Source organism: Paraglaciecola sp. 25GB23A (assembly GCF_040012495.1).
In the GTDB taxonomy this organism is placed as follows: Bacteria; Pseudomonadota; Gammaproteobacteria; order Enterobacterales; family Alteromonadaceae; genus Paraglaciecola.
On sequence record NZ_JBDYKM010000006.1, the window covers coordinates 164,833 to 190,196 of the forward strand.

The 25,364-nt window shown below is 40.7% G+C and carries 20 protein-coding genes; 11 read left to right on the forward strand and 9 right to left on the reverse strand.

What is annotated here, in order from left to right:
* Nucleotides 1-167 precede the first annotated feature (167 nt).
* Nucleotides 168-1,559 (forward strand): MFS transporter, encoded by a 1,392-nt coding sequence (locus ABKW31_RS12035; RefSeq protein ID WP_348616615.1) that lies wholly within the window; start codon nt 168-170, stop codon nt 1,557-1,559.
* 38 nt (nt 1,560-1,597) lie between these two features.
* Here the strand turns inward: ABKW31_RS12035 and ABKW31_RS12040 are convergent, their stop codons facing one another.
* A complete protein-coding gene (locus ABKW31_RS12040) occupies nt 1,598-2,773 on the reverse strand; it encodes a mandelate racemase/muconate lactonizing enzyme family protein (protein ID WP_348616616.1) in 1,176 nt (391 codons plus the stop codon).
* 38 nt (nt 2,774-2,811) lie between these two features.
* Complete coding sequence (locus ABKW31_RS12045) at nt 2,812-3,588, reverse strand: class II aldolase/adducin family protein (protein ID WP_348616618.1); 777 nt, start codon at nt 3,586-3,588, stop codon at nt 2,812-2,814.
* A 175-nt stretch (nt 3,589-3,763) separates the two neighbouring features.
* Between ABKW31_RS12045 and ABKW31_RS12050 the strand changes: the two genes are divergently transcribed.
* Complete coding sequence (locus tag ABKW31_RS12050) at nt 3,764-4,858, forward strand: Gfo/Idh/MocA family oxidoreductase (RefSeq protein ID WP_348616619.1); 1,095 nt, start codon at nt 3,764-3,766, stop codon at nt 4,856-4,858.
* Between the two features lie 21 nt (nt 4,859-4,879).
* Here the strand turns inward: ABKW31_RS12050 and ABKW31_RS12055 are convergent, their stop codons facing one another.
* Together ABKW31_RS12055 and ABKW31_RS12060 are read right to left on the reverse strand one after the other, a co-directional pair.
* Complete coding sequence (locus ABKW31_RS12055; protein ID WP_348616620.1) at nt 4,880-5,710, reverse strand: phytanoyl-CoA dioxygenase family protein; 831 nt, start codon at nt 5,708-5,710, stop codon at nt 4,880-4,882.
* Nucleotides 5,711-5,743: 33 nt separating this feature from the next.
* The gene (locus ABKW31_RS12060) at nt 5,744-7,312 is read right to left on the reverse strand and encodes a diguanylate cyclase (RefSeq protein WP_348616622.1); all 1,569 of its coding nucleotides are present in this window, start codon (nt 7,310-7,312) and stop codon (nt 5,744-5,746) included.
* Between the two features lie 295 nt (nt 7,313-7,607).
* Here ABKW31_RS12060 and ABKW31_RS12065 point away from each other — a divergent pair, with 295 nt between their 5' ends.
* On the forward strand, nt 7,608-8,282 hold the full coding sequence (locus ABKW31_RS12065; RefSeq protein ID WP_348616623.1) for a hypothetical protein: 675 nt from the start codon (nt 7,608-7,610) through the stop codon (nt 8,280-8,282).
* Between the two features lie 108 nt (nt 8,283-8,390).
* On the opposite strand, the gene pnp is transcribed toward ABKW31_RS12065, so the two are convergent.
* Nucleotides 8,391-10,502, reverse strand: a complete 2,112-nt coding sequence (pnp, locus tag ABKW31_RS12070; RefSeq protein ID WP_348616625.1) for a polyribonucleotide nucleotidyltransferase — start codon at nt 10,500-10,502, stop codon at nt 8,391-8,393.
* A 479-nt stretch (nt 10,503-10,981) separates the two neighbouring features.
* Between pnp and ABKW31_RS12075 the strand changes: the two genes are divergently transcribed.
* Nucleotides 10,982-11,377 (forward strand): DUF3718 domain-containing protein, encoded by a 396-nt coding sequence (locus ABKW31_RS12075; RefSeq protein ID WP_348616626.1) that lies wholly within the window; start codon nt 10,982-10,984, stop codon nt 11,375-11,377.
* A 353-nt stretch (nt 11,378-11,730) separates the two neighbouring features.
* Here the strand turns inward: ABKW31_RS12075 and ABKW31_RS12080 are convergent, their stop codons facing one another.
* Nucleotides 11,731-12,348 carry a flavin reductase family protein gene (locus tag ABKW31_RS12080; protein WP_348616627.1) on the reverse strand — a complete coding sequence of 206 codons (618 nt, stop codon included), beginning with the start codon at nt 12,346-12,348 and terminating at the stop codon, nt 11,731-11,733.
* Between the two features lie 432 nt (nt 12,349-12,780).
* On the opposite strand from ABKW31_RS12080, the gene ABKW31_RS12085 reads away from it, so the two are divergent.
* Nucleotides 12,781-14,352, forward strand: coding sequence for a sodium/sugar symporter (locus ABKW31_RS12085; RefSeq protein ID WP_348616628.1), 1,572 nt, complete (start codon nt 12,781-12,783; stop codon nt 14,350-14,352).
* A gap of 95 nt (nt 14,353-14,447) precedes the next feature.
* On the opposite strand, the gene rmuC is transcribed toward ABKW31_RS12085, so the two are convergent.
* Together rmuC and ABKW31_RS12095 are read right to left on the reverse strand one after the other, a co-directional pair.
* On the reverse strand, nt 14,448-15,929 hold the full coding sequence (gene rmuC / locus ABKW31_RS12090; RefSeq protein WP_348616629.1) for a DNA recombination protein RmuC: 1,482 nt from the start codon (nt 15,927-15,929) through the stop codon (nt 14,448-14,450).
* A gap of 83 nt (nt 15,930-16,012) precedes the next feature.
* On the reverse strand, nt 16,013-17,530 hold the full coding sequence (locus tag ABKW31_RS12095) for a fumarate hydratase (protein WP_348616631.1): 1,518 nt from the start codon (nt 17,528-17,530) through the stop codon (nt 16,013-16,015).
* A 181-nt stretch (nt 17,531-17,711) separates the two neighbouring features.
* Between ABKW31_RS12095 and pabB the strand changes: the two genes are divergently transcribed.
* The 3 genes from pabB to ABKW31_RS12110 all read left to right on the forward strand — a co-directional run bounded on the left by pabB (nt 17,712) and on the right by ABKW31_RS12110 (nt 21,216).
* Nucleotides 17,712-19,115, forward strand: coding sequence for an aminodeoxychorismate synthase component I (gene pabB / locus ABKW31_RS12100; protein ID WP_348616632.1), 1,404 nt, complete (start codon nt 17,712-17,714; stop codon nt 19,113-19,115).
* Nucleotides 19,116-19,146: 31 nt separating this feature from the next.
* Entirely contained in the window at nt 19,147-19,719 is a 573-nt protein-coding gene (locus ABKW31_RS12105) for a CoA pyrophosphatase (protein ID WP_348616633.1), read from the forward strand.
* Nucleotides 19,720-19,842: 123 nt separating this feature from the next.
* Nucleotides 19,843-21,216, forward strand: a complete 1,374-nt coding sequence (locus tag ABKW31_RS12110; RefSeq protein ID WP_348616634.1) for an L-serine ammonia-lyase — start codon at nt 19,843-19,845, stop codon at nt 21,214-21,216.
* A gap of 154 nt (nt 21,217-21,370) precedes the next feature.
* Here ABKW31_RS12110 and cysB read toward each other — a convergent pair whose 3' ends face one another.
* Nucleotides 21,371-22,345: an HTH-type transcriptional regulator CysB gene (cysB, locus tag ABKW31_RS12115; protein WP_348616636.1), complete on the reverse strand. Its 975-nt coding sequence runs from the start codon at nt 22,343-22,345 to the stop codon at nt 21,371-21,373.
* A 248-nt stretch (nt 22,346-22,593) separates the two neighbouring features.
* On the opposite strand from cysB, the gene ABKW31_RS12120 reads away from it, so the two are divergent.
* The 3 genes from ABKW31_RS12120 (at nt 22,594) to ABKW31_RS12130 (ending at nt 25,084) form a co-directional block, all read left to right on the forward strand.
* Nucleotides 22,594-23,286 carry an ATP-binding protein gene (locus ABKW31_RS12120; RefSeq protein WP_348616637.1) on the forward strand — a complete coding sequence of 231 codons (693 nt, stop codon included), beginning with the start codon at nt 22,594-22,596 and terminating at the stop codon, nt 23,284-23,286.
* 61 nt (nt 23,287-23,347) lie between these two features.
* Complete coding sequence (locus tag ABKW31_RS12125) at nt 23,348-24,112, forward strand: hypothetical protein (protein WP_348616638.1); 765 nt, start codon at nt 23,348-23,350, stop codon at nt 24,110-24,112.
* 393 nt (nt 24,113-24,505) lie between these two features.
* Nucleotides 24,506-25,084 (forward strand): gamma-glutamylcyclotransferase, encoded by a 579-nt coding sequence (locus ABKW31_RS12130; RefSeq protein WP_348616640.1) that lies wholly within the window; start codon nt 24,506-24,508, stop codon nt 25,082-25,084.
* The last annotated feature ends 280 nt before the right edge of the window (nt 25,085-25,364 follow it).

Sequence of the window (25,364 nt, forward strand, 5' to 3'; positions counted from 1 at the left end):
TCTGCAATATAAAATAGTCGTATGCTCTCGCCTATCTTTTCAGCCAACAATTTATCTAATAAAATGATGAATGACTTGTTCTCTCTCAATTTTTGTTTTTAACTACGCCACTCATAAATTTCAAATGTTAGCTGTACGAGCTCATGTCACAAAACAAAGCAGAATCAATGCCCACACTGAATAATCGTCGTAGCACTCGACATCTGTGGTTGCGTTCCACTCTGCGTTATTCGCAAAAAGAAGCCTTAGCTTCTTCTGCTATGACCGCGACTAGTGATAATTTTTTCAATGCTTTCGCCATTTTTATTCAAGCCAGTATGAGTCAACTCGGTTTATTAACTGGCTTTCCGCAATTATTTGGCGCTCTGATGCAGTTTCTATCATTGGGCATAGGCAGTTATTTCTGTCGAAAAAATATCATTATAGTAGGCGCGACACTGCAAGCTTTAGGGCTCGTTGCCATGTCAATATTAAGTATTTGGCGACCAGAAAATGCAGTTTGGTATTTTATTGCTTTGGCCATGTTACATCATGGCTTGTTAAATCTAGTACAACCTCATTGGCGTGCGTGGATGGGTAATATTGTCCCGCCTAAACGTCGTGGCAAATTCTTTGCGTCGCGCAGTCGAATCACCATGCTCGCCTCACTCGCTATCTTTATAATTGGTGGCGGCTTACTGACCTTGACTAGCAGCATTGATCTTGCTTGGTTAGGCTTTAGCCTATTATTTTTAATTGCAGCAGTAGGCCGCTTCAGTTCAGCTTGGTTGCTGTACAAAATGCATGATCCTCAAGTACAAATCCAGCAAAAAGTATTAAATAGTACTTGGTTAAAACTTCGTGATGCATGGCAAGATCCGGTATTTAAACAATACAGCTTGTTGGTTGCCACCATGCAGTCCATGGTCGCCATATCCGCACCGTTTTTTGCAGTCTATATGCTTAACAACCTGCAGTTTTCCTACATTGAGTTTGTTTTGACTGGGGTTGCATCCATCGCCACTCAATTTATCACCTTAAAATTTTGGGGGAAATTCAGTGATAAATTTGGCAATCGCTTAGTCATGATTATCACTTGTAGCATGATCCCATTTGTGCCCATGTTATGGTTATTTTCCGGAGACTTTACTTATATTCTAATCATTCAAGCCGTTTCAGGTTTGTGGTGGAGCGGTTTTAGCCTAAGTACTGTGAATTATTTGTATGACATCAGGCCACACCAAGCAGATTTTGCTACCTATGCCGCAATGCAAGCGGGGCTGAGTGCTGCGCTGGTATTTATCGGCTCCATAGTAGGCGGAGTTATCGCCTCATTTGCACAACCATTTGCGCAAATAAGTGGTTTAGACAATATACTGAGTCACAGTATTTTTGTCGTGTTTCTGGCATCGAGTATTGGGCGTTTATGTGTGGTTGCTTATTTTATTCCTCGTCTGCAAGAGCCGACAATAAGACAGCGTCCAAAAATGCTCGACATAGTGTTAAGAGTGTCACGTTTTAATGCGATTTCTGGAGTGAATTTTGACTGGCTAACCGTGACTAAAAAACGTAAAAAGTAAAAGAGAAACCCTATGGTTTCTCTTTATTTACTTAGAGCTTATTTCACTTCCATATGCGGTGAGCGATAAACCACTTTATCATTTAGATCGATACCAATGCCTGGTACCTCAGTGACTTCAAAAAAGCCATTTACTGGTTGAGGATCTTGCAAACATAATTCACGGTTCCAGTCTTTAATCGCATAAGTATGGTGTTCATGAATTAAGAAGTTTGGAATGGCGGTTTCTAAATGTAAACTCGCTGCTGTGGCAACAGGTCCACCGCAAACATGGGCTTGGATACGCACATCATAAACGTCAGCATAATCACAAACCTTTTTCGTCTCAGTAAACCCCCCACATAAGCCAATGTCCGGCTGTAGTACATCAATAGACTGATCTTCCATGTACGGACGAATACCCCAGCGGTTATATAAACGTTCACCGCCAGCTATAGGCACATTGACACGTTTAGCGACTTTATCATGCACCTTAGAATTTAGATAATTGACGGGTTCTTCATAAAACAAGCAACCAATCTCTTCGATCATACCACCCAATTGGATGGCGCTGGCGGCCCCTGCTAAGCTGTGACATTCAAAGATAATGTCCACATCATCGCCTACAGCATCGCGAATTGCTTGCAAACGAGCTTTAAACAAGCGTAACTCAGGCTGAGTGAATAACTTGGTGCGATCAAAGTGGCTCACACCGTCTTTGTCATACACAATAGGATCAACCTTAACAGCGTCATAACCTTCAGCAACGGCTTTTTCAGCGGCTTTGCCATAGTCTGCGGGGTTGTTCAAACGTGTGACTTCTTTATCCCAGTCGAATTGTAATTGGCTAGCATAAGTCCTTAATTTAGCGTTTGTTTTACCGCCCAACAATTGATAAACAGGAACCCCTAGCGCTTTACCGCGGATATCCCATAAGGCAGTATCAATAGCACTCATGGCCGCATAAATTATTGGTCCGCCGCCTAAACCCCAGAAACTTTCACGTAACATGCGCGCCCAGAGGGCTTCTGTTCTAAAGGGATCCCAACCGATTAACATCGCCTCTGCAATTTCTTTTATCATGTGGGCAGCGGCACTATGACCTAAGTCATAAGCTAAACCGGCTTCCCCTACTCCACTAATACCTTCATCGGTATGAATACGCACAAATACTGGATTCCAAACTGTGCGTTTGGGACAATGGATATCAAAAATTTCAACACGAACTATTTTCATAATTATCCTAAAAAACAATCAACTAAAAAATAAAAGGCTTAAAGACAAAAACCAGGGTCCAACTTATAAGCTTTACGTAGCATGGCAGGCCACGCTAACTGCCCCCCCGTAATACCACTATGGACTACTTTTGCCTGCTGATAGATACCTTCAACGATAGCAGGAGGAATACTGATCACCGGTTTACCAGTTTGCATTAATTCCATTTGAATTTCGCAGGCACGCTGTAAATCATAAAAGCGCATAAATGCATCGCCCACTGTCGGCCCAACGGTGAGACCACCATGGTTATGCAATAACATATGGTTAGTATGACCTAAGTCATTTTGTAGGCGAGCTTTTTCATCACAATTGACCGCCAAGCCTTCATAGCCATGATAACTTAATGATGGTAATGAAAATAACGCATATTGGCTCCAAGGTTTTAAGCCTCCCTCAATAGTAGCGACCCCAATTGTCGCCTTGGTATGCAAGTGAATGACACATTGCACATCGTGGCGAACTTCATGAATAGCACTATGAATAGTAAAACCGGCAGGATTAATTTGATAAGGCGAGCCGTCAAGTATATCCCCAGCTAGATTGACTTTAACCAAGTTAGATGCGGTCACTTCTTCGAAGCTCAGACCAAAGGCATTAACTAAATAGTCATTCGTTTGCGGAATTCGTGCTGAAATATGGGTATAAATCAAATCACCCCATGAAAAATTTGCCACTAAACGATAACAGGCGGCAAGGTCAATACGTGTTTGCCATTCGACTTCACTTACGCGATTTTTAAGGCTAAATGTCTCTATGCTAAATTCTTGAGTCATTTTATTTCTATAAACCTGAGTCAATAAACCATAGCTTTAGTCTACATGAATATTATTACCTATCTAAGGGTGCTGTTTAAAAATTATGTTAAGTAAGTTATGACATCTCCCCTCAGACTTGCGAATGTTTATTTTTTGTTCAACACTGCAGCATAATATTGGTGGAGAACGGACCATGAGTAATTTAAATAGAAGAAAATTCATACAACTAAGTGGCGGTTTTGGCTTAAGTGCCCTAACAAGTTTAAAAAGTGTTGCCGCAACTTCAGCCACAAGCCCTAAACTTGGCGTTGCATTAGTTGGCCTTGGTGGTTATAGCGAAGGCTTGCTTGCGCCTGCTTTAAACCTGACCAATCATTGTGAGTTACGTGGCATTGTTACCGGTAGCCCAGCAAAAATTCCTAGTTGGCAAAAACGTTATGGTCTCTTAGACAAAAATATTTATTCTTATGACAACATGCATGAATTAGCCAACAATCCTGATATCGACATTGTTTATGTTGTGGTGCCGACGTCTCTGCATCTTAAATATTGTGAAATTGCCGCCAATGCAGGTAAACATGTCTGGTGTGAGAAACCAATGGCCCTTAATACCCAGCAATGCCAACGTATTATTGATGTTTGTCAAAAAAACAAGGTCAAATTAAGCATAGGTTACCGCATGCAACATGAACCTAATACTCGACGTTTTATGCAATTTAAGAACACGCAGCCTTATGGCAAATTCACTAAACTAGTAGCACAAGCAGGTTACGGCGGTAACGGACTGGCTGCAAACAATTGGCGAATGCAAAAAGCCATGGGGGGTGGCGCTATGTATGACATGGGTGTTTACCCATTAAACGGTTGTCGTTTTATGACCGGCCAAGAGCCTATTGCAGTGACGGCAAGGCATGAAAAATCCCACCCCAAAATATTTACAGAGGTCGACGAAACCACCTATTTTACGCTGGAATTCCCCGAGGGCTTAATCGCAGAATGTGCCACCAGTGTCGTTAAGTCTTTTAGTCAATTACAGATGGATTGCAGTGATGGTTGGTATGCATTAAGACCCATGTCTAACTATACCGGTGTGACCGGTTATACCAGCGACGAGCAGTTATTCCCCGCCATTAAACAAATACAACAGACTATTCAAATGGATAACGATGCACTGGCCATCAATGGGCAAGGTAAATTGCTTGTTCCGGGTGAAGAAGGTTTGCGCGACATCCATGTTGTTGCAGCAGTGTTCGAATCCGCGGCTAAGAAACAGCGGATCCTGTTATGACAGCCTGTAAAAAATCAAAAATTAGTACAAGGGGCTCGGTTTAGCCTGCAGCCAATTTTCTTTAGCGTATTTACTGGTGGCACAAGTCATATGTAAGGTGAATGCGTGACGGGATTTATCCGACAAATTAGGCGCACTAAAATGCGGTAACAAACCGTTGAATACCACTAAAGTCCCAGCTTTAACTTCCAAAGGCTTAGCGTCGTCATCTTTTGGCCAGGGTTTGTTATTTAGCTTGATCAAGTCAGTATCGTCATTTTCATAGCGCTTAAATTGTTCAATGAGGGGATAGGTCTCAGGGTCGGCCTGCACCTGTAAGCAGCCATTTTGAATCGTCGCATCTTCAACCGCGAACCAAAACGTTAATACGGTAATAGGGTCACTGTAAAAGTAACTGGCATCCTGGTGCCAACGTATCACTCCGCCAATTTTGGGTTGCTTAAAAATATACATAGATTGATGTATTTGGGGCTTTTGCAAACCCAAGTCCAATGCTAACTGACTAATAGTATCACTATGGCTAAACGATTTGAAAACAGGCTCTAGGACATGTAGAGCATGGCCAATTTTATTGATACTGAGCGCTTTTTCTTGCTTTAATTGGCCTTCGGCGTTGAAGGCATCTTCTTCAAAAAAACAGCGGACTTTATCACCCGAACTAAGAAAATAATCATCACGGCTTTTACTTTGATCTTGGGTAGAAAAAACCGCTCGGGTAGACTCAGCATCAAAATCATCAACTATTTTACCTGCTGCTTGCTTCAAGCTATGCATGCTTTGTAGAGAAAATAATTCATCGAGAACGACATAACCTTGCTGAATAAACTGTTCTTTTTGTGCTGTAGATAACATGTAAAACCTTCGATAATGTTATAAATAATGTAATTAGTTTAAGACTGAAGGTGTCAGCCTATTATGACCCAGTTTCTCAGCATACATTGCCTTGTCACCTGCCTTGAGTAATTCATTGATATCCGATGGCATTGCCAAAAACTCAACACTGCCGACACTGGCACTGATTTCTAGATCCGCATCTTGTGTATGAATTGGAATATGTTGTAAACGTGTTTGTACTCGCTGTTGTAATGCCTGAAATATCGTTATATCAGCAAAATGTCCCAACACCACAAACTCGTCGCCACCTAGTCGTCCTAGAGCATCAGTCTCACGGATTTGATTACGGATAATTTTGGCTACCACTTGTAGTACTTTATCACCCACATTGTGTCCATGGGTATCGTTTACCTGCTTGAACTTGTTCAAATCAATATAAAGCAAGCCTAACATGCCACCCTTTAGCTTTTGTTGTTCCAATAAGTTATGGGCTTGCTTAGACCAGCCTCTGCGACTCAAAACATTACAAAGTGGATCATAATTTGCCTCAGTCTCAGCCAGATTTTTATCTTTTTTCAAACGTTTTACACGCTCAGAAACAGCCACTGCCAGTATGAAAGACTCGATAGCAAAGGCAAAAATCAAACCATAGCGATTAATTGTGGGGCTAATATCAGGGAATAGAATCCGAAATATCATCGCTACAAAAACCAAACTTAATGCAATAAAAACCAACCAGGCATCAGGTACTTGCCAATAGGTTAATCTTGCTACTAAAACAAAAATAACTAAGATTATGACCAAAGTCATATAGGCCATTATTGACCCCAATAAAGCCGACCAATAACTATGCTCTAACAGCGTAATTAAGATAGATAACCCCAGCACTAACCACGCACTTGGTAAAAGCAGTCTATTGATCAATTTGGGCCATGTTTGCTGTAAATCAGTCAAACGAACCAGAAAAATTGTTGCACTAAAAACCGTGAGCCCTGCACTCACTAAATAAAGTTGATGGCTTAGCCAATAAGAATGTGCATTTAAAAACAAACTCAATTGGCCTTCCTGCAACAAGAAGAAAAAACCGGCGCAACAAATATATGCACTGTAAAGCTTAAAGGTATTATCTTTTAAACTGCGACCCAATATCAGTACGTAAAAAATAAGAGTCAGACACAAACCATAAAAACTGCCCATCAATAGATTATTTATTTGAACCTGTTCAATAAAAGACTCAGCACTTAACCATTCAAATTGAGGTTTGTAACTATGGTGGGTTATAAACATCAATTCGCCGCTAAAACGGCCTTTTGGCATAAAATAACTGGGTTGAGTAGCCTGCAAGGCATCTTTCAATTGGCCATCTGGTTGACGCCATTCAAATGCAATGAGTTCACTTTTTAAAAAGCTCAGTACACCTTCTTCTTGAGTATTGCAGTTGATAATGAATCGACTTGTTCCAGTGGGTATGGACACTTGACTTTTTTGCCCCAAAACTAAAATAAAGTTGGTATCCGAACCTAACTGTTTTAAGACACATTGCTCATGGAGCAATACATCATCTGCAGCCAAGGCTGGTAAACAAAACACCATCAAATAAAGGGCTATAAACGTCTTCATGACTACCACATAAAAATTAGGAACGGGAGGAGGTAAATTTGTCAGGTCATCAGTCTCCTACGAGTCCGTTAATTTAACATTATGCGTGAATGGCATCTAAACAATTTTTCACTTATTTACCCTCATTTTAGTTTTAACCAATTAATCGTATTTTTCACCAAATCTACTGTTACATGCACACAAACCAGTATAAGTATTTAAATTTAAATCATATAATTCAATTAGTTAAATCAGTGGCATAGTACCTGCTTAGAGAATAAACTTTATTCAAGTTAAAATATTTTTGGAAAATATCATGCAAGTAAATTATTTCACTAAAATCGGCCTCATCACATTTTTACTTTTATCAACATCGGGGTGCATCATTCATGTAGGCGGTCATGCTAATGATGATAATCACCACAATGGCAACATAAGCCATGTAATGGGTGACATCGATATTGATGCGGGTCGGCAGATACAAGATGTATCAGCAGTTAACGGTGATATCACTCTGAATAATGGCGTGAGTGCAGAGACAATTGACACTGTGAATGGCGACATAGATATAGGCAAGGATGTCAGTATTGTTTCAGCAAGTAGTGTCAACGGAGATATAAGTGCTGAGTCTCAGTTAACGGTAAAAGACGATATTAATACAGTTAACGGCGATATTGATTTAAAGGCAAGATCTACAGTAGGTGGCGATATATCCACCGTTAATGGTGATATTAGCTTGTACGACGTCAAGGTTACTGGAAATCTTGAAACCAAAAATGGCGATATTAGTCTACTGAAGGGCTCGACTGTCTCCGGTGATATTACTTATCAGTCTGTCGATAAAAGTCGTTGGTCTAACCATGATTTGCCAACCCTAAAAATTGATTCTCAATCAACTATATTGGGCAAGATTATATTGAATCACAAAGTGATATTAGAAATAGACAATCCCGACATTCTATCTCAAGTAGAGCGTAATTATGGGCAGTAGCCTTACTTTCAATTAAAAAATAATGCTTTGTTATTGTTTATAATTCAGACAAAAAAAAACCTGCCTAGGCAGGTTTTTTAATATTTAATACTTCAAGACCTTTACGTCTTACTCTGCGCTAGGCGCTTCAGAGGCAGGCTTTTCAAGTAAATCTTTAATACTTAAACGAACACGATTTTGACGGTCAATTTCAACCACTTTAACGTCAACAATCTGACCTTCTGCAAGGAAATCACTTACTTTGTTTACACGTTCGTGAGCGATTTGTGAAATATGAACTAGGCCTTCTTTACCTGGCAAAATTTCAACAAAAGCACCAAAATCAACGATACGAGTTACTTTACCAGAATAGGTTTTACCCGCTTCGACTTCAGCTGTAACTTGCTTAATTTTAGCAATCGCAATTTCAGCTTTAGCTAATTCAGTTGCAAAGATTTTAATCGTACCATCGTCTTCGATTTCGATATTACAATCAGACGCTTCAGTGATGGCACGGATCATCGCGCCACCTTTACCGATAACATCACGGATTTTATCTTGATCGACTTTCATGGTGTAGATGCGTGGTGCAAACTCAGACATCTCTTCACGGTGACCAGTAATAGCCTGATCCATGACACCTAAGATATGTAAACGTGCTTCTTTGGCTTGTTTCAATGCCATTTGCATGATTTCTTTGGTGATACCTTCGATTTTGATATCCATTTGCAAAGCTGTGATACCGTTAGTCGTACCCGCAACTTTAAAGTCCATATCACCTAAATGATCTTCATCACCTAAGATGTCAGACAATACAACAAAGTTCTCATCACTCTTCACTAGGCCCATTGCAATACCAGCAACAGAAGCTTTGATCGGTACACCGGCATCCATCAATGCTAATGAAGTACCACATACAGAAGCCATTGAAGAAGAACCATTTGATTCAGTTATTTCAGAAACAACACGAACCACATAAGGAAACTCTTTTTCACTTGGCATAACGGCTTGAATACCGCGCTTTGCCAGACGACCGTGGCCGATTTCGCGACGCTTAGGTGAGCCGACCATACCCGTTTCACCCACACAATATGGAGGGAAGTTATAATGCAACATAAAGCGGTTATCGGTTTTGCCGTTTAAGCCGTCAATCATCTGTGCATCACGTTCAGTACCAAGTGTAGCAACAACGATTGCCTGCGTTTCACCACGGGTGAAAACTGCAGAACCGTGAGTACGAGGAAGCACACCAGTAGCTACGTTAAGTGCACGGATCATCGCAGGGTCACGACCATCTATACGCGGGCTACCAGCAAGAATACGTGAACGAACCACATCGCTTTCTAGAGCATGCATCATTTCTGATACTTCTTTAGCGTTTTGTGAATCATCAGCAGCAACAATTTCTGCAACTGTTTTTGCAGTTAAGGCAACAATGGCGTTTTTACGCTCCATTTTGTCAGAAACTTGGTAAGCTTCAATCATCGCAGCTTCAGCAAGTTCTTTAACCTTAGTCTTTAATGTAGTGTTTTCAGCAACAGGTTGCCAATCCCACTTAGGTGTATTGACCTCAGCAGCAAATTCATTAACCGCTGAAATCACAGTTTGCATTTGCTCATGACCGAACATCACAGCGCCTAACATGATTTCTTCAGACAAAATTTCTGCTTCTGATTCAACCATTAGTACTGCACTCTGCGTACCCGCTACAACTAAATCTAATTGACTAGTTGCTAACTCAGAAGCACAGGTATTGAGAATATATTGACCATCAGTATAACCAACGCGGGCTGCACCGATAGGACCATTGAAGGGCATACCTGAAATAGCAAGGGCAGCAGATGTACCAATCAACGAAATGATATCAGTAGGGATCTCTGGGTTCGCAGACAGCACTGTAACAACAATTTGTACTTCGTTCATAAATCCGTTAGGAAATAACGGACGAATCGGACGGTCAATCAGACGGCAGGTAAGGGTTTCAAATTCAGAAGGACGACCTTCACGTTTGAAGAAACCACCCGGGATTTTACCGGCTGCATAAGTTCTTTCTTGATAATTCACTGTAAGCGGGAAAAAATCCTGCCCAGGTTTCATTTCTTTTTTGCCAACAACAGATACCAAAACACAAGTATCATCCATACTTGCCATAACTGCTGCGGTCGCTTGACGAGCGATTACGCCCGTCTCTAAAGTTACAGTATGCTGACCATACTGAAAAGTTTTTGTAATAGGAGTCATTTTTTTCCTTTAATTTGCTTATTTTCTTTATCGCTTTCAAATGCGGCGCACAGTATAGCGGTTCACGAGGCGAAAAACAGCAAATCTATAGAATAAAAATAGTAAACAAACAACTAAACAATGAACTCCTGATACTTATGCCATTATTTGCCGAATTAGGTGGTTGTCTATTTTAACTTTACCTGCCTGCAAAGCCCAACACAGCAAAAAGTAGTACTGATAATGAATGACAAATTTTTAGGATGAGTAGAGCTTTTACCGATAAAAAGTCAATGGAACAAAAATCATAAACTTATTTAATATCAATAATTAACCAAACCAACGCCATTTAAAGTTATTGTTCAACATACCTAAGTATCAGCTTGTAGATTTTTTAATCAGTTCAAATAGGCTTTAATAGCCACATCGAAACGCGGCAACTATCAGGCAACGTTTTAAACTAAACCCTAACTAATTAAAACTGTATTGAGGAATTGACCATGTTGAAAATCGTTAAAACTTCTATCGCTTTAGCCGCCGCTTCTTTCATTGTTGCTGGTAATGCCAAGGCCGATATCAACGAAGCTCTGCAAAATATCTGCACTATCGTTAAAGCTGACGATAAAGGCGAATTACGTAAAAAAATGAAAATGGTCCAGTCTGACTACCGTTTACAATTACAAGATTATTACTCAGGTATCTCTTGCGGCGGCGAGAGCTTAATCCGCACCGCGATGTTAAACAACGCAGTTGAAACAGGTACCTTGATGGTTAAAAAAATGCCTAAGGGCGACTTAAGCTCACCAGAGTCAGATGGTAAAACCATCTCTGCATGGGCCACTGAAAAAGGCTTAGATAGCTCGCCTATCGTGGCAGCCCTTAACGAAAGGATTTAACAGCAGCAGCGAGCTCCTAGCCGCGGGCCGCGAGCCACGAGCAAAAGATTAAAGCGTTTTAGTCTTATCTTTAGCTCGCCACTCGTAGCTCGCTACTCGACGCTAGACAACCACAGAATTACGCCGAAGTCTTTTAGGCTTTAGCTCGCAGCTCGATGCTAACAGCTCGTCGCTGCTCCACCGTTCAACATGGTGGGTGAAGTTTAACGGCTTCTCCCAAGAAGACGGCCTCTTTTGAGGCCGTTTTTTTATGCATTGAAGAAACATCTACGAGTTTCGAGCTGAGCAGAACGAGCAAAAAAACAGTTAGTATTGCCTCTTTTTACTTCTGACTCGTCCCTCGAGTTAGTATCTTATGGTCTAGGCATAAAAAATTTCATTTCCTCACTGATAGTAAAATAATCGCCGGGTCCGCCGCCACGCAATACCGGCTGGGCACGCTCTGTTTGGTAAACTCCATCCAACAACATTGCTTGAGCTATGTGCACGCCTACAACTTCGCCAATGACTAACCAACTGTCGCACAAGGCACCAGAAGCTCCTTTCAGCTGAATAATGTCACTCAGTTTGCATTCCATCGCTACAGGACTTGCGGCAACAAAGGGCACAGATACAACTTTGCCCGCTTGTTTTTCGAGTTTAGCCAAGTCAAATTCGTCAACGTCAGAGCCCACTGAAGCACTACTGGTATTCATTTGCTGTGCCAGTGATATTGACGCCAGACTCCAACAAAACTCGCCGGTTTGCTGAATATTACGTAGCGAATCTTTATAACCCACACTGGCAAAACCAATTAAAGGTGGATGATAGTTAAAGGCATTAAAAAAACTATAAGGAGCGAGGTTAGTTTGACCTTGGGCACTTTGTGAAGATATCCAGCCAATAGGTCTTGGCGCGATAATGCTATTAAAGGGGTCATGAGCCAAACCATGACCCAATTGAGGTTGGTAAAAGTGTTTTTCTGCAGACATAGGGCATCCATTAGAATAGGCTAAAAAGTTGATGAAAAAGCAATCACTATCAGTATTCTTTTGTTAAGAGTGGTTGGTAAATACCTGATAATAAGGGTTTAAGATCGAATTGACTCATAATGCCGGTTTTGGGTCTTATTTGCAGCATAACTCGTTTGCTTCGTGGTTAAATTGCGCGATCTGGTCTGCTGTCTGTTCTAATTTATACTATTTGCCCATTTTTCATCACCTAAATGTAAAAAATATGATAAAACACATCGGCATTTTGCTGGCAATCTTATTTATAAAGTAGTTTTCATTAAATATACTAATTAAAATTAACGTGTTTTGGCTAGCAACCCAAGACTCTGGCAAAATTCAAAGGCTTATGATCATCGTCATCTAAGTCAATTAAAATTAACAATTACATTTGATACAACTGGAACTTTGCAGATGAATTTATCAACCATTGATATCGCGATATTTATTGTCTATGTGCTGGGCTTACTTGCACTTGCTTTATATATATCTCGAGCAGAAAAAAATCATGAACGGAATACTAAAGATTATTTTTTAGCCAGCAAATCGTTACCTTGGTGGGCCATTGGTGCTTCCTTAATCGCTTCAAATATATCTGCAGAACAAATTATTGGCATGTCGGGCTCTGGTTATGTGTTGGGTTTGGCTATCGCGTCATATGAGTGGATGGCTGCTATAACGTTGATCATAGTGGCGAAATTTTTCCTCCCTATTTTTCTTAAAAACGAAATTTATACCATGCCACAATATTTGGAACAGCGTTTTGATAGCAGAGTTAAAACTATCATGGCGGTCTTCTGGTTAGCGGTTTACGTGTTTGTTAATCTTACTGCAGTACTATGGTTAGGTGGATTGGCCATTACCACTATTACAGGTGTAGATTTAGCTTATGGTATGATTTTCTTGGGTGTTTTCTCAATTGCCTATTCTTCTTATGGTGGTTTAAAAGCCGTTGCCTATACGGACATTATTCAAGTGGTGTTATTAGTATTTGGCGGCTTTATGCTGACTTATATCAGTTTAGATTTAGTCTCAGAAGGCCAAGGTGTGTTTGCTGGATTTTCTATCTTAACTGAAACCATGCCTGAAAAGTTCGACATGATATTCAGCTCTGACAGCCCCCATTATGCCAATTTGCCTGGCATATCCGTATTAGTGGGTGGCATGTGGATCATGAATATTTCATATTGGGGTTTTAACCAATATATTATTCAACGAGCATTGGCAGCCAAAAACTTAGCTGAAGCACAAAAAGGCCTAGCTTTTGCTGCATTCTTGAAACTTCTTGTACCGTTTTTTGTTGTAGTACCGGGTATTGCCGCAGCGGTGCTGTTCACTGATTTAGATCGTCCGGATGAAGCTTATCCTAGCTTGATGAACTTGATGCCAGTGGGTTTGAAAGGCTTAGTATTTGCTGCCTTAGTTGCTGCTATCGTGTCATCACTTGCTTCAATGTGTAATAGCGTTTCTACTATCTTCACCATGGATCTTTATAGCAAATTCAAACAAAACGAAAGTCAAACTCACTATGTTAAAGTAGGTCGAATCGTTAGTATTGTTTCATTGGTTATCGCGATGATTTGTGCCAAGCCTTTACTAGGCAGCTTTGATCAAGCTTTCCAATATATTCAAGAATTTACTGGCTTCTTCACCCCAGGTATCGTAGTGATATTTATTCTTGGTATGTTCTGGAAAACCATGAATTCAAATGGTGCTATTTTAGCCGCAGTAGGCTCAGCGGCATTATCTTTTGCCTTAAAATTCTGGTTACCCGAAGTCCCCTTTATGGATCGAGTAGGCATAGTCTTTTTAGCCTGTGTCGCCTTGGCTGTTGTAGCATCATACGCAACCAGAGCAAGTCATATTGATGGCCACAAAGGCGTGGTATCACTGGATACTGTAGACTTCAGAACAAAGCCTTCCTTTAATGCACTATCTGTTGCAATGATACTTATCTTAGCCGCGCTGTATGCCACTTGGTGGTAAACGCCCACCCTTAGGTGTGCTAATTTAAAACAGCAAAAAAGGCCAATATTTTTTAAATATTGGCCTTTTTTTAGACTTTGTAATTGGCTCAAGCCTCAATCTTCATCCGTGTCTGCCATATTTAACAACTGACTATCTAACTTTTTATTTGTTTGTACACCTAGTTTTCGAAACTGCTCAACTTGCCTGACTAAGTTGCCTTTACCGCTGCTAAGTTTGTTCATCGCGCCTTCATAGCTTTTTTGTGTGGACTCAATAGACTTACCGACTTTTTCCATGTCCGCAATAAAACCATGGAACTTGTCATAAAGTTTAGCCGCATGTTCTGCAATCAATTGGGCGTTTTGATTTTGATATTCATATTGCCAAATATTGTTAATGGTTCTTAAGGCCACCAGTAAATTAGTCGGGCTAACTAACATAATATTATTGTCAAAAGCTAGTTTAAGTAAATCTGGGGCATGATCAGCCGCCAATAAAAATGCGGATTCAATAGGAATAAATAGCAGGACATAATCCAAAGAACGTAAGCCCTTAAGATCTTGATAATCCTTTTTGCCCAGTTCTTTAATATGGTTACGCAAAGAATTAACGTGATCTTTTAAATGCCCTGCCCGCAATAATTCATCATCTTGTTGATTAAAATAACGCTCATAAGCGGCTAACGATACCTTAGAGTCAATGATCACGTCTTTATCATTGGGTAGATGTACCACTACATCAGGCTGATAGCTTTTACCTGCCTCATTTTTCAGTGCAACTTGGGTATCAAACTCATGGCCTTCACGTAAACCTGACTCCTTGAGAATACGCTCCAGAACCACTTCGCCCCAGTTACCTTGAGCTTTATTATCGCCCTTTAAGGCCTTAGTTAAGGCTGCGGCATCTTGAGTAATTTGCAGGTTTAACTCTTTGAGACCCATGATCTCGGTTTTAAGTGAGGCTCTCTCCTGCCCTTCTTTCACATACTGATCGGTGACTTGGCGCTTAAATCCTTCAATTTGTTCTTTTAAAGGGGATAACAAGCTGTCGAGCCCGGCTTTACTCGCCTGATTAAATTTTTCGTGTTTTTGTTCAAATATTTTATTGGCGAGATTTTCAAACTGCTCTTGCAATCGTTTTTCCGCAGACTCTAACAACTGCAATTTATCCTGACTGGCAATTTGTTCTTGCTCAAAGCGTGCAGACTGAGATTCAAGCTGAGTACGTAAGTCATGGGCAACATCTTTGCTTTGTTGATATTGCTGCAACCAATGCTGTTTTTCGTGCTCTAGGTGGACAATTCGTTCCACTTCTTGACTGAGTTGACCTAAACGTTTTTGTTCAATTAATTGCTGCTCTCTGGCATATTTTTGCTCATCAAGTAGGTTGTCCACTTGAATTTCTAACTTAGTAATTTGTCCGAGCAGATATTGCTCTTGTTGCTGACTGATGACTTGGTTTTGCTGTAATTTATCTGCCAGTAATGCCTTATTTTTTGTATTATTAAGCCACCAAGCAAGCAGCCCTCCAGCAATGAATAATCCAACAAAAATGGCGTAAAGCTGCGCTTCGCTTAAGGTCTGTAACACAGGCATGGCTTACTCATAGATACATTAAAAGATGAGTTTAACCCTAAGTTGCCGTTTAACGACAACTTAGAATTAATAGCTAAGATTCACTAAGCGTTAGCTTCAGCGATTTTGACTTTCCAAATAGCTGGTCCGGTTTCATGGGCGTTTGCCCCGGTGCTATCGACTGCAACGGTGACCGGCATATCTTCTACGTCAAATTCATAAATGGCTTCCATGCCCAAATCAGCAAAAGCCACGACGCGAGATTTTTTAATCGCTTTGGAGACTAAATAAGCGGCGCCACCCACTGCCATCAAATACACAGCTTGATGTTTAGCGATGCTTTTTACGGTTGCAGGACCTCGTTCAGCTTTGCCGATCATGCCAATTAAACCGGTTTTCTCCAACATCATATCGGTCCACTTATCCATACGAGTGGCCGTAGTGGGGCCAGCAGGACCCACTACTTCGGTGCCTACGGCATCAACTGGTCCCACGTAATAAATAAAGCGGTTGGTTAAATCAACGCCTTCAGGTAAACCTTCACCGTTGTCTAGCATGGTTTGAATGCGTTTATGTGCTGCATCACGGCCAGTTAACATCTTGCCGGAAAGTAATACGGTTTCACCCACTTTCCATTGTTTAATGTCTTCTTTGGTCACGGTATCCAAATTCACCCTGCGAGTTTCTTTACTCACTTCCCAAGTCACTTTTGGCCAATCTTCTAACTTAGGCGGTTCAAATGATGCAGGGCCCGAGCCATCTAAATGAAAGTGTACATGGCGCGTTGCTGCACAATTGGGGATCATCACCACGGGTTTAGAAGCCGCATGAGTTGGCATAGACTTAATTTTTACGTCAACAACAGTGGTTAAACCTCCTAGCCCCTGAGCACCTATACCTAAGTCATTCACTTTCTTAAAGATATCTAAACGTAATTTTTCTTCAGTGGTTTGTGCACCACGCTCCATTAACTCTTGAATATCCACAGGATCCATCAAACTTTCTTTGGCCAAGACGCCCGCTTTTTCAGCCGTACCACCAATGCCTATACCTAACATACCTGGCGGACACCAACCAGCGCCCATCGTTGGTAAGGTTTTTACTACCCACTCTGCGATATCATCGCTGGGGTTGAGCATCACCATCTTAGACTTGTTTTCTGAACCACCGCCTTTAGCAGCAATCATCACTTCGATATGCGACCCAGGCACTAAATCAATATGCACAACAGCAGGAGTATTGTCTTTGGTATTAATTCGTTTCCCCGCAGGATCACTAACAATCGACGCTCGCAGAGGATTATCGGGATTCAAGTAAGCGCGACGTGTTCCTTCATCTACCATTTCTTGTACTGTCATATCCGTACGATCCCACTGCACTGCCATACCCACTTTGACAAAACAGGTGACTATACCGGTATCTTGGCATAAAGGACGTTTACCTTCGGCTGACATCCGCGAATTGATAAGTATTTGTGCCATGGCATCTTTTGCTGCTTGGCTTTGCTCTTTGTTGTAAGCTTTTTCTACTGCTTTGATGTAATCAAGTGGATGGTAATAGGAAATATATTGCAATGAATCTTCAATACTCTCGATAAAGTCTTGCTGACGGATAACTGCCATAGTTGCCTCTTAATTTGCCAAAGTTAATTGAACAACAGATGTCGTTCAGTGATTTACAATATGATACCCTTTGCGGAAAATTAGCTCCACGTTAAATCAACACAAAAATACAAACTGAGCAGGTAAATTTAAGCTAAGTAACTGTGTTGATTAATTATTATTCAGGTAATTGAAATAATCCATGTCTCAAAAGCACGTGCCTCATTTAACGATCACTCCACTGACTATTCCGTCTTCTGTCAAACTTAGTGAGCTGTTTGCCTCCTTTTCACATCAGTCTTGGGCCATGTTGTTAGACTCAGCCAACAGCCAACATGTAGATGCACGTTTTGACATTATGGTGGCTAAGCCCATCGCCACAATTACCAGTAAAGATAAAATAAATACAGTTTGCCAAGATAGTGCTGAGCCCTACGTTAACGATGCTAACCCTTTAAGCTTAATAGAAGAGCTGCAACAACACTATTTCCGTACCCTACAGGTGGTAAAAAACGAGCATAATGAACTGCCATTTTTAGTCGGTGCCTTAGGTTATTTTGGTTATGACTTAAGCCACTGCTTTGAAAGTCTGCCAGCAAATCGAAAAACGGATTATAGCGCCCCGGATATGGCAGTAGGTATCTATAGTTGGAGCCTCATTAAAGATAGAAAAAAAGGGCTGTTTTACTTGTGTGCTGCCAATAATCATCCTCATCCTAGTGCGCAGTTTGTAGAAAATTTAATTAAAACCGCAAAACCAAGTAGCCACTTTAAACTTTTAAGCCCGTGGCATGCGAACATGACTTCAGCGCAATATCAAGCCAAACTCCAGCAGGTTGATAATTATTTGCATGCCGGAGACTGTTATCAAATTAATTTCGCTCAACGTTTCAGTACCGCCTATGAGGGAGACGAATGGCAAGCATACCAAGTACTCTCAGAAGCCAACAATGCCCCATTTTCGGCGTTTATTCGTTTACCTGAATGCTGCATTTTGAGCATTTCACCAGAGCGCTTTTTAGCTGTAAACAATGGCCATGTTGAAACAAAACCCATTAAAGGTACACGTCCACGCTCAGAAGACCCTGCTACTGATCAACAGGCCATTGAGCAACTCTTATCAGCCGAAAAAGACCGAGCAGAAAACTTAATGATTGTTGATTTGTTGCGTAATGATTTGAGTAAACATTGCAAACCTCACTCAGTTAAAGTGCCAAGTTTGTTCCAAATTGAAAGCTTTCCAGCTGTTCATCATTTAGTCAGTACAATCACTGGCGAGTTAGCCGAAAACAGTTCAGTCTATGCCCTTTTTCAAGGGGCTTTTCCTGGTGGTTCTATTACCGGTGCGCCTAAAATACGTGCTATGCAAATCATTGATGAATTAGAGCCTCACCAACGTAATATTTACTGTGGCAGCATAGGTTATTTTGGTCTTCGTCAAGACATGGATACCAATATCTGTATCCGCACCTTGTTGTGTGAACAGGGAAAAATCTATTGCTGGGCTGGAGGTGGAATTGTTGTTGACTCCCAACCCTTAGAAGAATATCAAGAAAGTCTGGATAAAGTAGCAAAAATATTGCCTTTACTCGCAAGCTTAGCGTAAAGTCATCCCATAAGACCTGAGCCAATTTGTAATGAATAAACTGCAGTTTCTAAATCAATTTCACCATATTAGACAAATAATACCTGAACACGATTTTCCATTGCGAGAGCTAGGTCGTCCCGCCGCAGTTTTAATACCCATCATAGAATATCCGGATTGCCTAAAAGTCCTATTTACTGTGAGGGCTGCCCATTTAAAACATCATGGTGGCCAGATCAGTTTTCCGGGCGGTAAACAAGAACTTACAGATAATGATCTTATCCATACTGCGCTTCGAGAAACTCATGAAGAAATAGGGGTGGAACCTAGTCAGGTTGAAATCATTGGTCGTTTACCGCGCTACCGCACAGTTAGTCGTTTTGAAGTCGTACCCTACATTGGTTTTATTCAATCTCCTGTTAATTTGCTGCTGGATGACAATGAAGTAGCACACACCTTTGAAGTGCCCTTAAATTATTTACTCGACCAAAATAACCATCTGATTCATTGGGTAAAACGCAAAAATGAACAATACCCTATCTACTTTATTCCTTGGCAAGATAAAAACATCTGGGGCGCCACAGCGGCATTTGTGCGCAATTTAACCAATCACTTTTATATCTAACACCACTTGCAACAAATCTTTACGCTTGACTACTATTTGTTATGCTCTTGTAAACGACTCAGTTATTGTCGATTGGCTCTATTCCGTCCACAATTAGCTTATTAGATATGATGAAGAAATTTTATGATCAGTGTTTTTGATATGTTTAGTATTGGCATAGGCCCCTCAAGTTCTCATACTGTTGGTCCGATGCGCGCAGCAAAAGCTTTTTGTGACGAGTTGCAAGAAGCGGGGTTATTTGAGCAAACGACAGAAGTTAAAACTGAATTATTTGGCTCACTGGGTCAAACGGGTAAAGGACACGGCACCGGTAAGGCGGTTATTTTAGGTTTGTTAGGTCATGCCCCAGAAACTATCGATAGTAGCTTGGTAGAAGGCTACCTTGCTCAAATTCAAAGTAGCCAAACCCTGAGTCTAGCAGGAACAAAAAACATTCGTTTTCCTCACGACGATGCCATCATTTTTCATCGTCGTAAAAGCCTCAAGTTACATGCCAATGGCATGACTCTGCATGCTATGCAGGGCAAGCTACCGTTATTTTCACAGACTTATTTTTCTATTGGTGGCGGATTTATTATCCGTGAACAAGATTTTGCTGAGCAAAAAGTCGCGGTATTACTGCATGAAGAGCAGAAAGTACCCTTCGATTTTTCCAGTGCAGCCCAACTTCTCTCGATATGCAAAGAACAAGGTTTCACCATCAGCTCTTTAATGATGAAAAATGAACAAGTCTTTCAACCTAAAGCCGACGTAATTAAAAAGCTATGGCATATTTGGCAAGTGATGTACGAATGTGTGCAAGTTGGTATTAACAGTGAAGGCATTTTACCTGGCGGTTTAAAAGTAACACGCCGCGCACCCGCGCTTTATCGACGCCTGCAAAGTGAACAAACCGCCGACCCTATGGTTGCGATGGACTGGGTTAACTTGTTTGCACTCGCTGTAAATGAAGAAAACGCTGCAGGTGGCAGAGTCGTCACTGCACCCACTAATGGCGCTGCTGGCATTATTCCAGCGGTACTGTGCTATTTTAATAAGTTTGTTAGGCCTGTTGATCAAGAAATTGTTAGTCGTTATTTATTAACCGCGGCGGCTATCGGCATCCTTTATAAGAAAAATGCATCTATCTCTGGAGCCGAAGTCGGTTGTCAAGGCGAAGTAGGCGTTGCCTGCTCAATGGCAGCAGGCGCCTTAACTGAAATACTTGGTGGCTCTGTCGAGGCGGTTGAAAATGCGGCAGAGATAGGCATGGAACATAACTTAGGTTTAACTTGCGATCCCGTTGGCGGACTTGTACAAGTACCTTGTATTGAAAGAAATGCCATGGGAGCGATTAAAGCCATTAATGCATCCCGCTTAGCGCTCAGAGGCAGTGGTACCCACAAGGTATCGCTCGATAAAGTGATAAAAACCATGTGGGATACTGGTAACGATATGAAGTCAAAATATAAAGAAACGGCGCGCGGTGGTTTAGCGGTTAATATTATTGAGTGCTGATAAAAGCAGCAACGAGCAACACAAAGTATTTAAAGTTTAATTTATAGTGTCAACGAAAAACGGCGTCATTTAAACAATGACGCCGTTTTATATATTGAGCTTTTAGCTATTCACTCGCTGTTCGCAACTCAACGCTCGCGGCTCGAAACTATTCTCACTTCACCGGTAAAGTTAAGCCTTTAAACATTTTCTCTACTTCTTCATTATTTTTCAGCATCATGGCTTTTTCAACCACTGTTTTGGTTAAATGTGGTGCAAAGCGTTCGATAAAATCGTACATGTAACTGCGTAAAAACGAGCCTTTTCTGAAACCAATCTTAGTTGTGCTGTATTCAAACAAGTGACTAGCATCAATTTTAACCAGATCAGAGTCTAACTTTTCATCAACTGCCATCGATGCAATAACACCAATGCCCACGCCCAAACGCACGTACGTTTTAATCACATCTGCATCAGTGGCTGTAAAGACTATCTTAGGTTCAAGGCCGGCTTTACTAAAAGCATGGTCCAATTCTGATCGTCCAGTAAAACCAAATACATAGGTCACCAAAGGATATTTGGCAATGTCTTCAATTTCAATTGAGGTCTTTTTGGCTAGCGGGTGATCGCGGTTAACGATAATACTGCGATTCCAATGGTAACAAGGCAACATCACCAAATCGTTGTATAAATGTAAAGCTTCGGTCGCTATGGCGAAATCAGCTTCGCCTTTTGCGGCTAAATCACTAATTTGCGAAGGCGTACCTTGATGCATATGCAATGAAACTTTACTGTATTTGTTCATAAAGCCTTTGATCACATCGGGCAAAGCATAGCGTGCTTGTGTATGAGTAGTCGCAATATTTAACTTACCTTGATCAGGTAAAGTATGCTCACGTGATACGGCTTTAATACTTTCAACTTTGGCTAATATTTCTCGAGAGATGTTGATTACATCTTGGCCGGCATCCGTGACATGAGTCAGATGTTTACCACTACGGCCAAAAATCTGTACACCAAGTTCGTCCTCCAACATTCTCACTTGCTTACTAATACCTGGCTGTGAGGTATATAAGCTTTCTGCGGTTGCGGAAACATTGAGGTTATTATTTAACACCTCAACGATGTAACGAAGTTGCTGTAATTTCATGGTGAAGCCTTGAAGTTGACCTACGAGCGATCTTTATAATTAAAGGTTATGTTACGACGACAAATTGAATTCCATCAGATTCTAACAAATCAGTGCATTTATTCTTAACTATTTTATTTCGAAACTAAAAAATAGCGTAACGTTAAACGCTTTTCATGTTAAAAGATGATATAAATTATTGTTACATAAAGAATACTCCAGTTATATGCTAGTGTATTCAAAGATTTTAATATTAATTGATTATGCCCATGAAAAATATTGATAACAGCATAGACTTTGCGACAGTATTGGCATCAGCAGTTCATGATATGAAAAATTCATTGTGTTTACTGATGCAATCAATTGAAAACTTAACGGCCTCAATTGATACTAAAAACCAAACTACGCGACATCATCTTGCCTCTGCGCACTATGAAGCGTCACGATTAAATACAGGTTTAGTGCAACTCCTGTCTTTATACCGAGCAGGACTAAACAGTTTGCCAGTAAATATTGACCAACACTTTGTTGAAGATATTGTGGATGAAATACTCGCAAGCAATGAAAACTATCTACAGCATAAAAAGATTAATTTGAAAATTAAGCAAACTGAAAATCTAGCGTGGTTCCTTGATGCCGATTTAATCTGTATCTTGCTCAATGACATGTTAATTAATGCCATGCGTTACACTAAACTCAACATTCTACTTAGTGTTTACACTGAAAATGATTATTTAGTATTCACCCTAGAAGATGATGGGCCTGGTTACCCTGAATCAATGTTGGCTGCCATTGATATCAATATGCAACATTTTGATATTAGTCAGGGCAGAACAGGCTTAGGTTTATTCTTTGCTCGATTGATCGCACAAGCCCACACTAATAATGAAAAACAGGGCAATATTGGCCTTAAAAATGGGGGTTCGTTGGGCGGCAGTGTATTTACGTTAAAGTTACCGTAGCTTTGCAACGATAACCTAATAATAAACCTATTTAGCAAAGAGTCTTGATGAGAATAAATACGTGTTTCCCATAATAGTTGTTTTAATTATTGCCTTGGTTTTGATCGCCGTCATTGTGAATGCAGTCCAACAACATCGCAATAAAGCAGAATTAGAACGACGCAATGAATTAGCTAAACATAAATCCATCGTGGATGATACTGAAGCAACTTTAATGGCGGCGCAGAACATTCCTGTGTCACAACGTCTATTATTCATTTTGCAACGCAGAGCGCTGTTTAGTCTCAAGATGGTCAATCTCTTGCAGCCAACGGCCAACGGTATCAAAGACCGTATTCAAACCTACGAAGCCACTATAAAAGCCCTGAATTTGGAGCAAGCTCCGCCTTCCGAAGATTCCTTTCAACTGCCGCAAAATGATAAACAAGTGATTCAATTTATCCGTGGTATCAAAAATATGCGCGCTGTTTTACGCTCAGAATTTAAACGAGGTAAGGTAGATAGCCGAGTATTTGTGCAAGAGGACAAACTATTAGAGCGTTTACAGTTAAGAGCTAATGTAGATACCTTAATTCGACGTGGTGATGTGGCTCTTAAAAATAATCAAATGGGCTCTGCCAGACAGTGTTTAGAAAAAGCCATAGGCGCCTTAGCAGCGCAACCTACTCAAGACGATTACACCATTACACGGCAAGCCCAATTAGAAGAGCAATTACGCAACATTCAAGACAACTTGCGTAATGCCAACAGTAAAGATGTGAAAAAGAAACAAGAGTCAGAACGCAACGAGCTTGACGAATTGTTTGCTCAGAAGAAGAAATGGTAGCAGGACTTTATTTATCTTTGCTGTTGCACTCACCTTTACCCGAGTGTGCCTAAACCTAAGATGAGAAAATGTACCAAAATAGACAATCCTTATTTTTGAGCTCAAAACAAATATTAGAATTACTAATAAATTAGGGATTGACCTTTCACTTTTAATGTTCCTATTTTGATACACGGGAAGACCAGTCTAATTCAGCCTTCTTTTTTCTTTCTGGATGTCTAAAACGATAAGGCATCAGCCACAGCTTTGATCTTTCACCCTTTTTATAAACACTCCGGCTGCCTTTTTAGTATCGACAACAATCATGACAGAATATTAATATTGAAAGTAAGCTAAAGCTCTTTGTTAGTGCTAACGTAATCCATCACATAGGCCGAGGAGAGCATAATAAGCATGGTGTTTGATACTCAAGCAATAAATAAGCAAAGGCAAAACTTAGCTGACTACGACGAGATTTGGGTGTTCGGCTATGGCTCGCTTATTTACAAGGTGGATTTTGATTACATTGAATGTGAAAGTGCACATATTCTCGGTTATGAGCGTCGCTTTTGGCAGGGAAGTCATGATCACCGAGGCTCTATAGCAAGTCCAGGCAGGGTGCTTACACTTGTAGACATCGATAATGCCAGATGTTTTGGCAAAGCCTTCAAGGTAGAGCGTGAGATCTTTGATCATTTGGACCACAGAGAGAAAAACGGTTACCTTCGCCATCAGGTTGATATTCATTTTCCAGACAAGCGGATAGTGAAAGGTTTAGTTTACATTGCCAGCCCAGATAACGCAGCATATCTGGGAGAAGCAAATATCAAAGATATCACTAAGCAAATTTTCAACTCATCGGGCCCTAGTGGGTCAAATCGCGATTACGTTTATCAGCTCGCCGATGCTTTACGCCACTTTAATGAAATAGACGAACATGTTTTTCAAATAGAATTGGCACTTAAACAATATTCAATCAACGCAAACTTATAGACAGTATATTTCTATCAATCATTGGTTCACAAAACATAGCCATTTGATTAGATACATCATTGGAGCAGCAATTAGGCGAAAGTCACAACATCATAGTTTCTGTTTCACAGGGAAGAAGAAAGTAACTCTAAATAACTTACCCAACAAAACAACTGCTATCGAGACACCCATCATAAACTGGCAAAAAGACAGATTTGAACTACGCTTTAAAGGTTCAAACAACCACGGATGGTCTGTCATGCCGCAATCACGTCAAAGCCAAATCAGTCTTATTGATACT

Bases quoted from the DNA above. Each gene is read 5' to 3' on its own strand.
- ABKW31_RS12105 (WP_348616633.1), top strand. From the start codon at position 19,147: ATGAATAAACTGCAGTTTCTAAATCAATTTCACCATATTAGACAAATA.
- ABKW31_RS12085 (WP_348616628.1), top strand. From the start codon at position 12,781: ATGAATTTATCAACCATTGATATCGCGATATTTATTGTCTATGTGCTG.
- ABKW31_RS12110 (WP_348616634.1), top strand. From the start codon at position 19,843: ATGATCAGTGTTTTTGATATGTTTAGTATTGGCATAGGCCCCTCAAGT.
- ABKW31_RS12080 (WP_348616627.1), bottom strand. From the start codon at position 12,348: ATGTCTGCAGAAAAACACTTTTACCAACCTCAATTGGGTCATGGTTTG.
- ABKW31_RS12035 (WP_348616615.1), top strand. From the start codon at position 168: ATGCCCACACTGAATAATCGTCGTAGCACTCGACATCTGTGGTTGCGT.
- pnp (WP_348616625.1), bottom strand. From the start codon at position 10,502: ATGACTCCTATTACAAAAACTTTTCAGTATGGTCAGCATACTGTAACT.
- pabB (WP_348616632.1), top strand. From the start codon at position 17,712: ATGTCTCAAAAGCACGTGCCTCATTTAACGATCACTCCACTGACTATT.
- ABKW31_RS12130 (WP_348616640.1), top strand. From the start codon at position 24,506: ATGGTGTTTGATACTCAAGCAATAAATAAGCAAAGGCAAAACTTAGCT.
- ABKW31_RS12120 (WP_348616637.1), top strand. From the start codon at position 22,594: ATGAAAAATATTGATAACAGCATAGACTTTGCGACAGTATTGGCATCA.
- ABKW31_RS12055 (WP_348616620.1), bottom strand. From the start codon at position 5,710: ATGTTATCTACAGCACAAAAAGAACAGTTTATTCAGCAAGGTTATGTC.
- cysB (WP_348616636.1), bottom strand. From the start codon at position 22,345: ATGAAATTACAGCAACTTCGTTACATCGTTGAGGTGTTAAATAATAAC.
- ABKW31_RS12040 (WP_348616616.1), bottom strand. From the start codon at position 2,773: ATGAAAATAGTTCGTGTTGAAATTTTTGATATCCATTGTCCCAAACGC.
- rmuC (WP_348616629.1), bottom strand. From the start codon at position 15,929: ATGCCTGTGTTACAGACCTTAAGCGAAGCGCAGCTTTACGCCATTTTT.
- ABKW31_RS12050 (WP_348616619.1), top strand. From the start codon at position 3,764: ATGAGTAATTTAAATAGAAGAAAATTCATACAACTAAGTGGCGGTTTT.
- ABKW31_RS12045 (WP_348616618.1), bottom strand. From the start codon at position 3,588: ATGACTCAAGAATTTAGCATAGAGACATTTAGCCTTAAAAATCGCGTA.
- ABKW31_RS12095 (WP_348616631.1), bottom strand. From the start codon at position 17,530: ATGGCAGTTATCCGTCAGCAAGACTTTATCGAGAGTATTGAAGATTCA.
- ABKW31_RS12075 (WP_348616626.1), top strand. From the start codon at position 10,982: ATGTTGAAAATCGTTAAAACTTCTATCGCTTTAGCCGCCGCTTCTTTC.
- ABKW31_RS12065 (WP_348616623.1), top strand. From the start codon at position 7,608: ATGCAAGTAAATTATTTCACTAAAATCGGCCTCATCACATTTTTACTT.
- ABKW31_RS12060 (WP_348616622.1), bottom strand. From the start codon at position 7,312: ATGAAGACGTTTATAGCCCTTTATTTGATGGTGTTTTGTTTACCAGCC.